This window comes from Flavobacteriales bacterium, from assembly GCA_020635855.1.
Classification (GTDB): Bacteria; Bacteroidota; Bacteroidia; order JACJYZ01; family JACJYZ01; genus JACJYZ01.
Genome location: JACJYZ010000002.1, coordinates 1,193,884 through 1,208,466, shown reverse-complemented (window position 1 = coordinate 1,208,466; position 14,583 = coordinate 1,193,884). Strand labels below are relative to the sequence as shown.

Genomic DNA, 14,583 nt, shown 5'->3' with positions numbered 1-14,583 from the left:
TTTGAGGATTCATTTGTAACTTCATGGCCCCATGAAGAAGATCACCGAATCCCCATCCCGTTTCGACAAACTCGAATCGTTGTCAGTAAGGGAACTTCTGACGGGTATCAACCAGGAAGACAAGACCGTTGCATACGCCGTGGAGAAGTGCATTCCCGCCATCCAACGCCTCGTTGAAGCCATCCTCCCGCGCATGCAAAACGGGGGGCGACTGTTCTATATCGGTGCAGGAACCAGCGGCCGGCTGGGCATCGTAGACGCATCCGAATGCCCACCCACTTACGGCGTAGATCACAACCTGGTGATCGGACTGATCGCAGGCGGTGACGGCGCCATCCGCAAAGCAGTAGAATTTGCGGAAGATGATGAGAACGGCGGCTGGAACGACCTCCAAAAACATAGCATCACCCCTAACGACAGTGTGATCGGCATTGCCGCTTCCGGTACTACCCCCTATGTGGTGGGTGCACTGAAACAAGCCCGGGAACAGGGCATCCTCACCGGCGCCATCACCTGTAACCCCGGAAGTCCGGTTGCCCTGGCAGCCGAATACCCCATCGAAGCCATCACCGGACCGGAGTTCGTAACCGGCAGCACACGCATGAAAGCGGGTACCGCCCAGAAACTCATCCTGAACATGATCTCCACCTCACTCATGATCCGGCTCGGACGGGTAGAAGGAAACCGCATGGTGGACATGCAGCTCACCAATCAAAAACTTGTGGAGCGTGGAATACGTATGCTGATGGAAAGATTGTCCTGCAGCCGCGAAGAAGCCGCCCGTCTGCTCAATGAGTACGGCAACGTAAGAAAGGCCATCCAGGCACGGAAGCATCCTTAAAAGCAAAGACCATACGTGCATACCATCGAGCCTTTTTACAGTTGGGACAATCTCTATGTCGCGTCCGAAGACAGCCGGTCGCCATTCTTCGAGCGCGAGTATTCGGAGTTCGAATTCGAGTACGCCATCTACGACCACCTGATCCATCCCCAGTGGGACACCATCGGCTCTCCCACCCTGTTCATCAAAATCCTGTATGTGGATTATGACGAGGGATACGCCATCATTGAACTGATGGGCGAATGGAACGACTGCCTGCATAACGATATCATGACGCTCAAGCGCGACATCATCGAACTAATCCAGGCGGAAGGCATCAACAAATTCATCCTGATCGGTGAAAACGTATTGAACTTCCATGCATCCGATGACTGTTACTATGAAGAGTGGTTTGATGAAGTGGAAGACGGATGGATCGCCGCGCTCAACTTCCGAAGCCATGTGCTCGAAGAGTTCCGCCGCTACAACATTGATTCCTACTTCCTGATGGATGGTGCATTGAACATGGTCGACTGGCGCACCTATCGGCCCGATCAGCTCTACGGGATGATCTCCCTCCAGGTCCGTCGAAGATTGGGCGCCTGACGGTTCATTCCTCCGTCAATAATGATACCTTTGGGGAAAAATTTGATTGCATGAATCCTACCAATTCCCCCAAGCTTACCACATGGTTAACCGTTCCGGAGCAAAGTGATTTCCCCATCCAGAACATCCCATTCGGCATCTTCCGATCGAATGCGTCCACCCCGCCACGCGTGGGAAGCCGCATCGGTGATACGGTCATCGACATACACGCACTTTCAACCCTCGGCTACCTGGGCAACTGCCCCGTACCAACCGAGGCGCTGGCACAGGACAAGCTCAACGCATTCTTCGCCATGGGCCGCCCTGCCATCACCGCACTCCGCAACAAGATCTCCGAAATATTCCGAAGCGACAACGCCGTGCTGCGCGACCATGAAGACCACCGCCTTCTGATCTGTCAACAGGTGAATGAAGTGACCATGCTGATGCCTGTATTTATCCAGGACTACACCGATTTTTACAGCAGCATGGAACACGCCACCAATGCGGGCAAAATGTTCCGCGACCCGGCCAATGCGTTGCTACCGAACTGGAAGCACCTCCCCGTTGGTTACCACGGCCGCTCGTCCTCCATCATCCTTTCCGGAACCGACATCCATCGCCCCAAGGGACAAACCAAGGCAGACGACCAGGATATGCCGTCTTTCGGCCCCTGCAAACTGCTCGACTTCGAACTGGAAATGGCCTTTATCACCTGCAAGGAAAACAAGCTCGGCAGCTCGGTCTCCACATCCGAAGCGCCCGACTACATCGCAGGCTTCGTGCTGTTCAACGACTGGTCGGCACGCGACATCCAGAAGTGGGAATATGTGCCGCTGGGTCCTTTCCTGTCTAAGAACTTTGCGTCCTCCATCTCTGCATGGGTCGTAACACTGGATGCACTCGAACCCTTCCAGGTGGCAAGCCCGAAACAGGATCCGCCCGTGCTTCCCTATCTTCAATACAAAGGCGACTGGAATTACAACATCAACCTGGAGGTATGGATCCAACCCGAAAAAGGCGAAAGTACCCGCGTCACCCTGTCGAACTTCAAATACATGTACTGGAACATCTGTCAGCAACTGGCTCACCACACAGTGAACGGTTGCAACATACAGGTGGGCGACCTCTACGGATCCGGCACCATCAGCGGACCGGATGACACCAGCTACGGTTCGATGCTGGAAATCACCTGGCGCGGCAGCAAACCGGTGAAGCTGAAAGACGGATCGGAAAGGAAGTTCATCCAGGACAGCGACACCGTGATCCTGAAAGGGTATGCTGAAAAAGACGGCGTGAGGATCGGCTTCGGGGAAGTTTCCACCAAGGTGCTTCCGGCCATTTGATCGCCTTGGATAAGACCCTGCGCGATTCGTATTTTGGTACCTTTGTACAGAAGAGATTGTTGATTGTATGCAAGTGATCGATCGGGAACAAGAGAAGTCTGAGATCCTCAAACGGTACCGCGCCCTGCTGCGCGATTGCCGGAGGAGCGTTACCAAACACGATAAGCAACTCATCCGGAAGGCCTTCAACACAGCGTTGGAAGCCCACATGGACATGCGTCGCAAGTCGGGCGAACCCTATATTTTCCATCCCATTGCAGTTGCGCGTATCGCTGCCGGCGAGATCGGCCTCGGCACCACATCGGTGGTGGCTGCGCTGCTGCACGATGTTGTGGAAGACACCGAGATCACCCTGGATGACATCAAGCGCCTGTTCGGCGTAAAGGTCTCCCGCATCATCGACGGACTCACCAAGATCTCCGGAATGACCGGCAACAGCACCTCCATGCAAGCCGAGAATTTCCGGAAAATGCTGCTGACGCTTTCCGACGATGTCCGCGTGATCCTCATCAAGCTGGCCGACCGCCTGCACAACATGCGCACGCTCGACTCCCTCGATCGCAAGAAGCAACTGAAGATCGCCTCCGAAACACTTTACCTGTATGCACCCCTGGCGCATCGCCTCGGACTCAACGCCATCAAAACGGAGCTGGAAGACCTCGGACTCAAGTTCACCGAACCCGACATCTACCACAGCATCGAGCAAAAGCTGATCGAAACACAAAAGGAACGGGCCCGATTCATCAACCGTTTTATCACCCGCCTGCGCAAACCGCTGGACGACCAGCAACTTCATTGCTCCATCAAGGGACGCCCCAAATCCGTGTACTCCATCTGGAACAAGATGAAGAACAAGGGCATCCCGTTCGAAGAGGTATATGACATTTTCGCCATCCGCATCATCCTCAAATCCGAACCCGACCAGGAGAAAGCCGACTGCTGGCGCGCCTATTCGGTGGTGACCGATCACTACCTCCCCAACCCCGACCGCCTGCGCGACTGGATATCCACCCCGAAAGCCAACGGGTACGAGTCGCTGCATACCACCGTAATGGGCCCGGAAGGTAAATGGGTGGAGGTGCAGATCCGTACCGAACGCATGGACGAGATCGCAGAACTCGGATATGCCGCCCATTGGAAATACAAAGACAGTGTGTCGGAGCATGCCCTGGAAGAGTGGATCCGCAAGATCAGGGAGATGCTGGAAAACCCCGAACCCAATGCGCTCGACTTCATCGACGATTTCAAGCTGAACCTCTTTGCCGACGAGATCTTCGTGTTCACGCCAAGGGGGGAATTGCGCACGCTGCCATCCGGTTCCACCGCGCTCGACTTCGCTTTCGACATCCATACCGTTGTGGGCTCCACCTGCCTCGGCGCCAAGGTGAATCACAAGCTGGTACCGCTGAGCCATACCCTGAGAAGCGGGGACCAGGTAGAGATCATCACCTCCTCCAAACAGTCGCCCAAGGAAGAGTGGCTCTCATACGTGGTCACGGCCAAAGCGAAATCAAAGATCAAAGACGTACTGAAGGAAGAGAAGAAAAAAGTGGCCGAAGAAGGCAAGGACGTGCTGGTCAAAAAACTCAAAGGCATGGGCGTTGAAATCAACAGCGCCAATTTTGCCGAACTGCAATCGCACTACCGCTGCACCAGTACCCTCGACCTGTTTTACCGGATCGCCATCAACGCCATTAACATGAAGGACCTCCGGAAATTCAAAGTGGCGAACGGGAAACTGCATTCTCCCCTGAAAGGCGGCAAAGGGGTCAAATCCCTTGAACAGATTGTAGCCGAAGCGGGCGGCAAAGGCGGCATGCTTGTTTTGGGCGACAAGCTGGACAAGATCGAATACCAACTGGCCCCTTGCTGCAATCCCATTCCCGGAGATGATGTGTTCGGCTTCGTAACGATGCAGGACGGCATTGAGATCCACCGCACCAACTGCGTGAACGCCGTGCAACTCATGTCTAACTATGCCTACCGGATCGTGAAGGCCCGCTGGATGGGACAGGAAGCCATCGCTTTCCTGGCCGGCATCCGCATCACCGGTATTGATGAAGTGGGATTGGTCAACAACATCACCAAGATCATCTCCGACCAGCTCAACGTGAACATGCGCTCCATCAGTTTCGATACCATCGCCGGCACATTTGAAGGAACCATCATGGTGTATGTTCATGACACCGAACACCTGAAAAGCCTGATCAATCAGCTGATGACAGTCGGGGGTGTGCATTCGGTCGAAAGGATCAGTTAACCCGGCATTTTGGTTGTGAACGGGTCTGGGTTTTTTCGTACCTTCATGCCTTCAAAACAGGAACACATTACGCAGCATACGCATCCATGCCTTCTGAAGACAAACAATTGCAGGATACCGTAAAAGGTATTTTCTCGGCGTTCCTGGAACAGCATGGTCACCGGAAAACCCCGGAGCGATTTGCCATCCTGCACGAAATCTACTCCCATGAAGGCCATTTTGACATCGAATCCCTTTATGTCAAAATGAAGAACAAAAACTACCGCGTCAGCAGAGCCACGTTGTACAACACCATTGAACTGCTGCTCGACTGCAACCTGGTCAGAAAACATCTCTTCAAAAAAAACATCGCCCAGTTCGAAAGGGCCTACAAGTCGCGCCAGCACGACCACCTGGTATGCACCAATTGCCAGCGCGTGATCGAATTCTGCGACCCGAGGATCCAGAACATCATGGATACCGTAGCCAAGCTCACCGGGTTCCATGTGGTACACCACGCCCTCAACATGTACGGCATCTGCAAAGAGTGTGCAGCCAAAAGCGAAACAAAATCAACCACCACCCAGAAGCAATTTCATGAGTCAGAACTTTGAGGTGATGCGCACCGACGACATTGCCATTATTGCCATCCACGGTAAATGGATTGACCCTTATCAGGGCAAAGAACTTCTTGATGAGGTCACCGAATTGCTGAGTGACGGCACCCTGCGGTTCATTGTGAACATGCACGATGTGCCCCAATTGAACAGCTCCGGCCTCAACACCATGATCCAACTCCTCACCAAAGTGAGAAACAATGACGGAGACCTGGTACTGGCCGAACTCTCCGACAAGGTGAAGGAACTTTACATCATGACGAAACTCAACTCTATCTTTTCCATTGCAGACACAGTGGAAGAAGCGAAAAACAAACTTTCAGTTAGCTAATCAATGAAGGCGGATATTTTACTTGGATTGCAATGGGGCGACGAAGGAAAAGGCAAAATCGTTGACGTACTCACCCCCCACTATAACATGGTGGCCCGGTTCCAGGGCGGACCTAATGCCGGACACACGTTGGAGTTCGACCAGTTCAAACATGTACTGCACACCATCCCTTCCGGTATCTTCCACGAGAAGACCCTGAACGTAGTGGGCAACGGCGTGGTGATCGATCCCGTGATCCTGTTGAAGGAAATTCAAAAAATCGAAGACCGCGGCATCTCCGTTGACAACCGACTGTGCATCTCCCGCAAGGCGCACCTGATCCTGCCTACACATAAGCTGCTCGACGCGGCTTCCGAAAAAGCCAAAGGACAGAACAAAATCGGATCCACGCTCAAAGGAATCGGCCCCACCTACATGGACAAAACCGGCCGCAACGGCCTGCGTGTAGGCGACATCGCCAAACCCAACTTCAAAGAGAAATACAACGAGCTGGTGAACAAACACCGCCAACTGCTGGATTTCTTCAGCTCCGAGTACGACCTCGCTCCCCTTGAACAGGAATGGTTCGAAGCCATCAAGCTGTTTGACAAACTGCGCCTTGTCGACAGTGAGCACCTCGTAAACGAATACCTCGACGCGAACAAAACCGTATTGGCCGAAGGCGCACAAGGTTCCCTGCTCGACATCGAGTTCGGGTCTTATCCCTTCGTAACTTCCAGCAACACCCTGTCGGCCGGCGCATGCACCGGACTGGGCATTGCACCCGCCCGCATCGGCGAAGTATACGGCATCTTCAAAGCCTACTGCACCCGTGTGGGCAGCGGCCCCTTCCCCACCGAACTGCTGAGCGAAACCGGTGAACTACTCCGAACCAAAGGCCATGAATTCGGCGCCACAACCGGCAGGCCCCGCCGCTGCGGATGGCTTGACCTGGTGGCATTGAAATATGCCATCATGCTGAATGGCGTAACCCGCCTGATCATGACCAAGGCGGATGTGCTGAGCGACTTCGACACCATCCGCGTATGTACAAAGTACAAGGTGAATGGCACAACCACCGATCGTTTCCCTTACGACATCTGCGACACCGAGATCGAACCGGTGTACGATGAACTACCGGGATGGAAGACCGACCTGACAGGGCTTACAAGTCCGGATGACATGCCCGAAGCACTCACGCAGTACGTGCATTACCTGGAGAACGCACTGAACCTTCCCGTGAGCATCGTATCCGTTGGCCCCGACCGAACACAAACTTTGCTGCGCGAAGCCATTCCGGCATAATTCGTGCATAAGGACCTCCACATGACAAAACCGATGGTCCGACGTTCATTCCCGATCCGCAAACTGGCTTTGCTGGCACTCGCCATATGCACGTGTAGCAGCCTGTTCGGCCAGTCGAAACCGAGGGAAATCAAAATCAACCATGCCGATGTCGCCCGGCTGGAGAACCAGGGAAACAATCCGGCCAAACGCCTGATCGGTCATGTGCAAATGGAACATGACGGGGTGATCATGACGTGCGACAGCGCCTGGCACTTCTCCGTTCAAAACGCTTTCCAGGCCTTCGGCAACGTGGTCATCCGGCAGAACGACACCCTCACCATCACCGGCGACTCGGCACGTTACGATGGCAAAAACAAGAAAGCCTACATCTTCCACAATGTTCACCTCCAGAACACCACCACCCAGCTCAACACCGATTACCTGATTTACGACCTGGATTCCAAACAAGGCAGGTATTTACTGGGTGGCACCATCACCGATAAAAACAACCAACTGAGCAGCCGCAACGGAACCTACGATGCGAACTCCGCTTCCTACGCGTTCAAAGACAGTGTGGTGCTACACAGCAAGCAATACACCATCCTCACAGACACGCTCCACTACAACACAAGAAGCCACCAGGCCACATTCCTCGGCCCCACACGCATTACCGGGGAGAACACATCCGTTTACTGTGAGAACGGCTTCTACAACACCTCTTCCGGCAAGCTGGAATACTACAAAAATGTGATGATCACCAAAGGCGACCGAAGCATTGGCGGCGACAGCATTGTGTACGATGAGAAGACCGGCATCGGCCAGATCTACGGCAGGGCCATCATGATCGATACCGCAGAACATACCATGATCCGGGGCGACTACGCCTCCTACCTGGATAGAAAAGACAGTTCGTTCGTTACCGGAAACGCACTGCTGGTAATGGTGATGGATGGTGATTCGATGTTCCTCCATGCCGATACCCTGACCAGCAAAGAAGACACCATCACAAAAAACCGCACGGTGTATGCCTATCATCATGTCAAGTTTTTCAAAAGCGATATGCAGGGCAAATGCGATTCGCTGACCTACCGCGAATCCGACTCAACCATGTACATGTTCGGTACGCCCATCCTGTGGTCGGAAGAAAACCAGATCACCGCAGCCAACATTCGCATCCGCATCTGGGACGACAAAGTGCAGAAGATGTTCATCGAGGAAAATGCCTTCATCGTTTCACAGGAAGATTCCTCCAAGTACAACCAGATCAAGGGAAGAATGATGACAGGCTTCTTCCTTGAAAACGCCCTCAGCAAAATTTGGGTGGAAGGCAACGGACAAACCATCTACTTCCCGAAATCCGAAAAGGGCTTCATTGGCGTGAACCGCGCCGATTGCAGCAACCTGTGGGTACGAATGCAAGAAGGCAAAGTGCATGATATCGTTTTCATGACCCAACCCGACGCCACCTTGTATCCGCTGGAAGATCTTCCGCCCCCGGACCGTATCCTGCGCGGGTTCCAGTGGCTGAGCAACCTCCGACCTTATCAGAAAGGAGATGTGTTCTCATGGTAACCGCCGGCCACATCAGTGAAGAATTCCGCGAACGTTGTATCACCCACATCACGGAATCACATGAACGCATCCTCAAATGCATAGACGCATTGAACGAGGAACAACTGTGGCTGCGCACCAACGCCGCTTCCAACAGCATCGGCAACCTGGTGCTGCACCTCAACGGCAACATCACCCAATACATCCTTTCATCCCTGGGCGGACAGGAAGACATGCGGGAACGTGACCTGGAGTTCAAAGAAGAAAGCCGCATCGCCGGAACCGAACTGAAGCAACAGTTCACTGAAACAATCACCGAAGCCATCCGGGTGATCAAAGCACAAAGCGTAGATGACCTGATGAAGATACGCAGCGTACAAGGCTTCACCTACACCGGCCTCGCCAACATCCTGCACGTGACCGAACACCTGTCGTACCACACCGGCCAAATCGCATTCTACACCAAGCAACTGCTGAACCTCGACCTGGGATTCTACGCCGGCATCAACCTGAATGAACACAACCGGAAATGAGTGAAGACCGGCCTGTATTCCCCATTTACCTTCGCTACACCAATGGCAGGTCTTACTTCAAGATTCTCTCGCCGACCTCCATGGTGGAATGGCAAGTAGTCGGCAGAACCATCGCCATGCACCCGTTCCAAGCACGCACCTACCCCGACCGCGTGATGATCGACGACCTGATCAACAACACCCACAACAACACCGAACGGATCACGGAACAGGAACTGAACAATTGGTTGGGGGGATTTTAGATGTTAGACATGAGACATTAGATGCCGGCCATTTCTAATTCCTAATTCCTAATTTCTAATTACCCCATCCATTGCCTTCGGGTTATCATTTCCCGGATCACTTTTCCAGCGGATTCTCCCGGTGCCTGTTTCATTTTTGTTACCTTCACCCCCGCCAAAACAATCTGGATTTCATGAAAAAAATGAGCTTCTTCCTGCTGCTGCTATTGATCTCGGCAGGACTCCGGGCACAGAACCTGGACAAACTGGATCAGTACATTTCCAAGGTGCAGAAAGACTGGAAGGTTCCCGGCCTTTCCGTGGGCATCGTGAAAGACGGTAAGCTTGTCTTCGCTAAGGGATATGGCGTTCTCGAAAAAGGAAAGAGCGAACCCACCAACGAACATACACTCTACGCAATCGCCTCCAACACCAAGGCTTTTACCTCCGCCGCCATCGCCAGGCTGGTGGATGAAGGCAAGCTGAACTGGCACGATCACGTGGTCGACTACCTGCCGTGGTTCAAGCTGCACGACCCCTGGATCACCGCCCACCTCACCATTGAAGACCTCCTCTGCCACCGGGTGGGCTTCCGCACGTTCTCCGGTGACCTGCTGTGGAATTCAACCACCTATAGTCGAAGGGATATCGTGGAACGCGCACGCTACCTCGAACCTTCTTACGATTTCCGCGCCGGCTTCGGCTACTCCAACATCATGTTCATCACCGCCGGTGAAGTCATCGAAGCAGTCACCGGACAGTCGTGGGAGCAATACATCACCGAACAATTCCTCAAACCCCTCGGCATGAACGAGTCGGTACTCAGTACAACCCAGCTTCCAGGAAAGAAGAACGTGGCAAGTCCGCATGCCCCCGAAAACGGCGAATACAAAGCCATTCCCTGGGAGAACTGGGACAACATGGGACCGGCTGGCGCCATCATCACCAGCGTAAGCGACATGTCCAAATGGCTCACCATGCAACTGGCCGGCGGCACCGTTAACGACCACACCTACTTCACCAAAAAACAGCAAGACTTCATGTGGGAAGCGCACAACCCACTGACCGTTTCGCAAGGATACAAAGACGCCTACCCATCTACCCATTACCGCGCGGCCGGACTGGGATGGTTCACATTCGATTACAAAGGCGTGAAGGTCGTGAACCACGGCGGCGGCTACATCGGCATGCTGTCTCAAGTGGCGATGGTACCTGAAAAGAACCTGGGCATCCTCATCTTCACCAACGGGCTTGAAGGCGTAAGCGGCCCCATCATGTACCGCATACTCGACACCTACCTCGGCGGCGATATGCCCGACCGGAGTGCACAGGGACTGGAAAGAAAAGAGAAATGGGAGGCATCTAAAAAAGCAGACAAAGAAGCCTTTGACAAAGCCACCATACAAGGAACCCAACCGAGCCTCGCACTTGAAAACTATGCAGGCACATACTCCGGCGACCTCTATGGCGATGCCACCATCGAAGTGAAAGACGGCAAGCTGAACCTGCAAATGGTACCCACCCCAGCCTTCCACGCCGTGCTGAAGCACCGCCATTTCGATACCTTCCTGGTGCAGTTCCCCGACTTCCCCTACCTGCCCGAAGGCACCGTGAACTTTGTGCTGAACGCCGCCGGTGAAGTGGAAGAAATGCGCATCTTCATCCCCAACGACGACTTCTGGTTTGAAGAGTTGAAGTTTGTGAAGCAGAAGAAAAAGGAGTAGACACGGACGTAGACGTCCGCGTCAGCGTTTTCCGAAGAGACCGGTTTATCGCACGCTTCAACTGCCGTCGGGCTATTCGTTACAAGTCCGGCCCGTGCACATGCCTTCGCACTGCGGGCTTTCCACTGCTATCCCGTCTATCTTGCCGGTGTCCTGGCGTTGTAGCTTCCGGATGACCCAAAGCACGGATTGCAAATCCGCGCCAGCCCCCTCCAATGAAGCATGGTCCGGCTGCCATGAACAACATTCCTAATTCCTAATTCCTAATTTAAAATTCATCACATAAGCAAACGCCTTCCCGAAACAATCAATCATGTCTCCCGCCATCATCGCTTCCTGCGAATGATCTTCCGCAGCGAGATCGCCTGCCAGTCCGTGCAGGTGCACACCCAGCAAACAAGCATCCAGGGACGGGTAGCCTTGTGCAAGCAATGCCGTGATGAGTCCGGTCAGGGAATCGCCGCTGCCGGCCGTGGCCATGCCGGGGTTGCCGGTGCTGTTGAAGAAGCATCTGCCGCGTGGCGTAAAGGTGGCGGTCACGCCTGATTTCAAAACAAGAAACACGCCGTGCTTCACCGCAAAATCACGGGCCAGTTGCAGACGCTCGCAGTCGCCCGGCTTGGCGCCGGTCAGCCTATCGAACTCGCCGATGTGGGGGGTGAGGATCGAACCCTGCGGAAGGAATGACAGCCACGTAGGATTCTCCGCAAGAATGTTCAACGCATCCGCGTCGAGTACAAGCGGACAAGGGGCTTCCTGTATCAGCAACTTCAACATGGAAGCAGTCCGGTCATCGGTACCGACACCGGGTCCGACGCCGATGGCACGGTATATCTCCAACGGGGGACATGCGGTCAGAAAACGTTGTTCCTCATCGGTCAACACCATCACTTCGGGTTGTGCAGTTTGCAGTATCTCATATCCGCAGGCAGGGATATAAACGGTCACCAGTCCGGCCCCTCCCCGCAAGCATGCACGCGATGCCAGAACCGCAGCACCCATCTTACCGTAACTTCCCGCCATAATCAGCGCGTGCCCGTAAGTACCCTTGTGCCCGAAACGTTGACGTACCTTCAGTAGGGGCGCCACTTCAGCTGGGGGCAACCACTCCCAGGGCGTATCAGTACGCGCGATGGCATCGGGGTGAAGGCCGATGGGCAACAAGTGCCATTGTCCGACAAAAAGCTGGCTGACCGGCAGCATGAAAGGAAGCTTGGGAAGTTCGAAAGACAGGGTATGTGTAGCACATATCACCCGGTCGGGGTGTACATCATCCGTATGATCGCAACTCAGGCCGGAAGGAACATCCACCGATACCACCACGCAACGGGAAGCATTGACATGCGCCACCACGGCTGCCGGCAGGCCTTCGAGCGGCCGATTCAATCCGGAGCCGAACAACGCATCAATCACCAACGTACCGGGAGCGAGTTCAGGCAGGTCATCATCCGTCATCACATCCACCACTTTCACCTTCGGAGATTTCGGAAGAAGTTTGAGGTTGGCCTTGAAATCATCGCTTGCCTCAGGGGTATACTGCACGACGTACACGGCAATGTCTTTGATGTACTTCGAGAGCAGCCGGGCAATGGCCAATCCGTCGCCGCCGTTGTTGCCCTTGCCGCAAAACAAACTTACAGACGGCGCTTCGGGGTATTGGTTGCGGATCCAGACAGCGCATGCAGAGGCCGCACGTTCCATCAGGTCAACGGATGCCACCGGTTCATGTTCGATGGTATAGGCGTCAACTTCCCTTGTTTGAGAGGCGGATAATATTTTCATGGATCTTGAGGATCTGTGGCAGCAACATCGTACTGCCGTCGTTAACGATCACGTCATCGGCTTTTTCCTCCCGCTGATCATCGTTCCATTGGTTGCGCATGCGGTTGCGTACGTGCGCTTCATCGGTGTGGTCACGTTCGGTCACGCGTTGAATGCGCAAGGACTCGGGGGCACTTACCGTTACCGCACGATCAACCTGCCTGTATGCACCACTTTCAAAGAGGATGGCCGCTTCCTTCACCACATAAGGCACATGGCTGTTCAACTTCAACCATGCATTAAAATCACGGGCCACGGCAGGATGAATGATGGCGTTGAGGGCTTCCAGTTTTACCGGATCGTTGAACACCACTTCCGCCATGCGTATCCGGTCGAGGGCGCCTCCGGCATCGTACATATCATCTCCGAAAGCTTTGCGGATGGCGTGTATCACCTGCGGGTCTGATGCAGTCAGCCGGCGCCCGGCCTCATCAGCCTGATAAACGGGTGCACCCAGCAGTGAGAAGACGTGGGCCACGAGGCTCTTTCCGCTTCCGATACCGCCGGTCAGGCCCACCTTGATCATCACTTGCGGATTAGGAATTCGACTTTCTGAGGTTCCAGGCGAATGGACGAAAGATACGAAGGCGCGCGGGAAAGGGTAACCTTAAGTGTACGCACCTGGGTAAGCATCACGCCTGCCACGTCGATCTCTGCGAAGAAATCGCCGGATTTCACCTCATCGAAATGGCTGAGTCCGACATTGTAGATCACCTTTACCTCTTCCGGGAAAATGCGCAGGCGCACAGAATCGGGCAGGTTCACCACATGTACGGGCACCATGCGCGTGTCTTCGGTAAAAGACTCAACGGGTATCTGTACTTTGATGCGGTCGTGGGACAAGTCGCACATGCGTGTCACTGAATCCTTCACCAGGGTCAAAGTTCCCGAAAAGTCTTCATGCACATCATCGGCTTCCACCGGCTGAGTAAAAACGCGTTCCACCTGCTTCACCAACACGGCAGGTCCGGAGATTGTTACGCTGTCGGGGGTCAGCATGGGGGTATCTTTCATCTGGAACTGTTTCCGGAAGGTCATGCGCGTATCAAGCACAACGGGCACTTTACGCGACGTACGTTCATCGAACCGGAACAGGATGGAATCGGGATCAATATCGGTCATGCGAATGTTCCGGTTCCATTGATCGCTGAAGTAAGAAAGTTTTTGATTGGGGAGGATGTAATACTCCTTGTCATTCTTCATCCGCAGACGAAGCTTGGCCACGTTCACCTGCAACTGAAGACCCGGCTCCCTGATGCGCAGGCCAAGGAGATCAAAACCGTTTCCGCTGACTTTCACCGTGGCCCTGAGCGGAAGTGAATCCACCAGCACCTTGTCTGACGGAAGCCCGGTATATACCAACCGGGTTGAGATGCGGGCGGACGAAGATTCGGACAATGTGATGAGCAACCAGAAGATGGTCGACAACAACACACAGGACAGGAAGACATACAGCTGCCGATTGCGGAGACCACGACGAATGTTGCTCCGAACGAACGATTCTTGCTGTGCCTTTTCGTCCTTCATGA

14 protein-coding genes are annotated in these 14,583 nt (G+C 54.1%); 11 read left to right on the top strand and 3 right to left on the bottom strand.

Going from position 1 to position 14,583, the window contains the following annotated elements:
* The first annotated feature begins 31 nt into the window (after nt 1–31).
* The 11 genes from murQ to H6585_04965 all read left to right on the top strand — a co-directional run bounded on the left by murQ (nt 32) and on the right by H6585_04965 (nt 11,233).
* The gene (gene murQ, locus H6585_05015) at nt 32–841 is read left to right on the top strand and encodes an N-acetylmuramic acid 6-phosphate etherase (GenBank protein ID MCB9447689.1); all 810 of its coding nucleotides are present in this window, start codon (nt 32–34) and stop codon (nt 839–841) included.
* A gap of 15 nt (nt 842–856) precedes the next feature.
* Nucleotides 857–1,426, top strand: a complete 570-nt coding sequence (locus H6585_05010) for a hypothetical protein (GenBank protein ID MCB9447688.1) — start codon at nt 857–859, stop codon at nt 1,424–1,426.
* Nucleotides 1,427–1,476: 50 nt separating this feature from the next.
* Nucleotides 1,477–2,751 carry a fumarylacetoacetase gene (gene fahA, locus H6585_05005; GenBank protein ID MCB9447687.1) on the top strand — a complete coding sequence of 425 codons (1,275 nt, stop codon included), beginning with the start codon at nt 1,477–1,479 and terminating at the stop codon, nt 2,749–2,751.
* A gap of 67 nt (nt 2,752–2,818) precedes the next feature.
* Nucleotides 2,819–5,011 (top strand): bifunctional (p)ppGpp synthetase/guanosine-3',5'-bis(diphosphate) 3'-pyrophosphohydrolase, encoded by a 2,193-nt coding sequence (locus H6585_05000; protein ID MCB9447686.1) that lies wholly within the window; start codon nt 2,819–2,821, stop codon nt 5,009–5,011.
* A gap of 86 nt (nt 5,012–5,097) precedes the next feature.
* The gene (locus H6585_04995) at nt 5,098–5,604 is read left to right on the top strand and encodes a transcriptional repressor (GenBank protein ID MCB9447685.1); all 507 of its coding nucleotides are present in this window, start codon (nt 5,098–5,100) and stop codon (nt 5,602–5,604) included.
* Nucleotides 5,588–5,938, top strand: a complete 351-nt coding sequence (locus H6585_04990; GenBank protein ID MCB9447684.1) for an STAS domain-containing protein — start codon at nt 5,588–5,590, stop codon at nt 5,936–5,938. The genes H6585_04995 and H6585_04990 overlap by 17 nt, the downstream gene beginning before the upstream one ends.
* Nucleotides 5,939–5,941: 3 nt before the next feature.
* The gene (locus tag H6585_04985) at nt 5,942–7,222 is read left to right on the top strand and encodes an adenylosuccinate synthase (GenBank protein ID MCB9447683.1); all 1,281 of its coding nucleotides are present in this window, start codon (nt 5,942–5,944) and stop codon (nt 7,220–7,222) included.
* A 21-nt stretch (nt 7,223–7,243) separates the two neighbouring features.
* Nucleotides 7,244–8,776, top strand: a complete 1,533-nt coding sequence (gene lptC / locus H6585_04980; GenBank protein MCB9447682.1) for an LPS export ABC transporter periplasmic protein LptC — start codon at nt 7,244–7,246, stop codon at nt 8,774–8,776.
* Nucleotides 8,770–9,288 carry a DUF1572 family protein gene (locus tag H6585_04975; protein MCB9447681.1) on the top strand — a complete coding sequence of 173 codons (519 nt, stop codon included), beginning with the start codon at nt 8,770–8,772 and terminating at the stop codon, nt 9,286–9,288. Before lptC ends, H6585_04975 begins: the two co-directional genes overlap by 7 nt.
* The gene (locus H6585_04970; protein MCB9447680.1) at nt 9,285–9,530 is read left to right on the top strand and encodes a hypothetical protein; all 246 of its coding nucleotides are present in this window, start codon (nt 9,285–9,287) and stop codon (nt 9,528–9,530) included. The genes H6585_04975 and H6585_04970 overlap by 4 nt, the downstream gene beginning before the upstream one ends.
* Before the next feature lie 173 nt (nt 9,531–9,703).
* On the top strand, nt 9,704–11,233 hold the full coding sequence (locus H6585_04965) for a serine hydrolase (protein ID MCB9447679.1): 1,530 nt from the start codon (nt 9,704–9,706) through the stop codon (nt 11,231–11,233).
* Nucleotides 11,234–11,482: 249 nt separating this feature from the next.
* Here the strand turns inward: H6585_04965 and H6585_04960 are convergent, their stop codons facing one another.
* Genes H6585_04960 through H6585_04950 form a run of 3 tightly spaced genes read right to left on the bottom strand, consistent with a single transcriptional unit; the run spans nt 11,483 to nt 14,581 of the window.
* Nucleotides 11,483–13,015: an NAD(P)H-hydrate dehydratase gene (locus tag H6585_04960; GenBank protein MCB9447678.1), complete on the bottom strand. Its 1,533-nt coding sequence runs from the start codon at nt 13,013–13,015 to the stop codon at nt 11,483–11,485.
* Nucleotides 12,978–13,580, bottom strand: a complete 603-nt coding sequence (locus tag H6585_04955; protein MCB9447677.1) for a dephospho-CoA kinase — start codon at nt 13,578–13,580, stop codon at nt 12,978–12,980. The genes H6585_04960 and H6585_04955 overlap by 38 nt, the downstream gene beginning before the upstream one ends.
* Nucleotides 13,580–14,581, bottom strand: a complete 1,002-nt coding sequence (locus tag H6585_04950; GenBank protein MCB9447676.1) for a hypothetical protein — start codon at nt 14,579–14,581, stop codon at nt 13,580–13,582. The genes H6585_04955 and H6585_04950 overlap by 1 nt, the downstream gene beginning before the upstream one ends.
* Nucleotides 14,582–14,583: the final 2 nt, after the last annotated feature.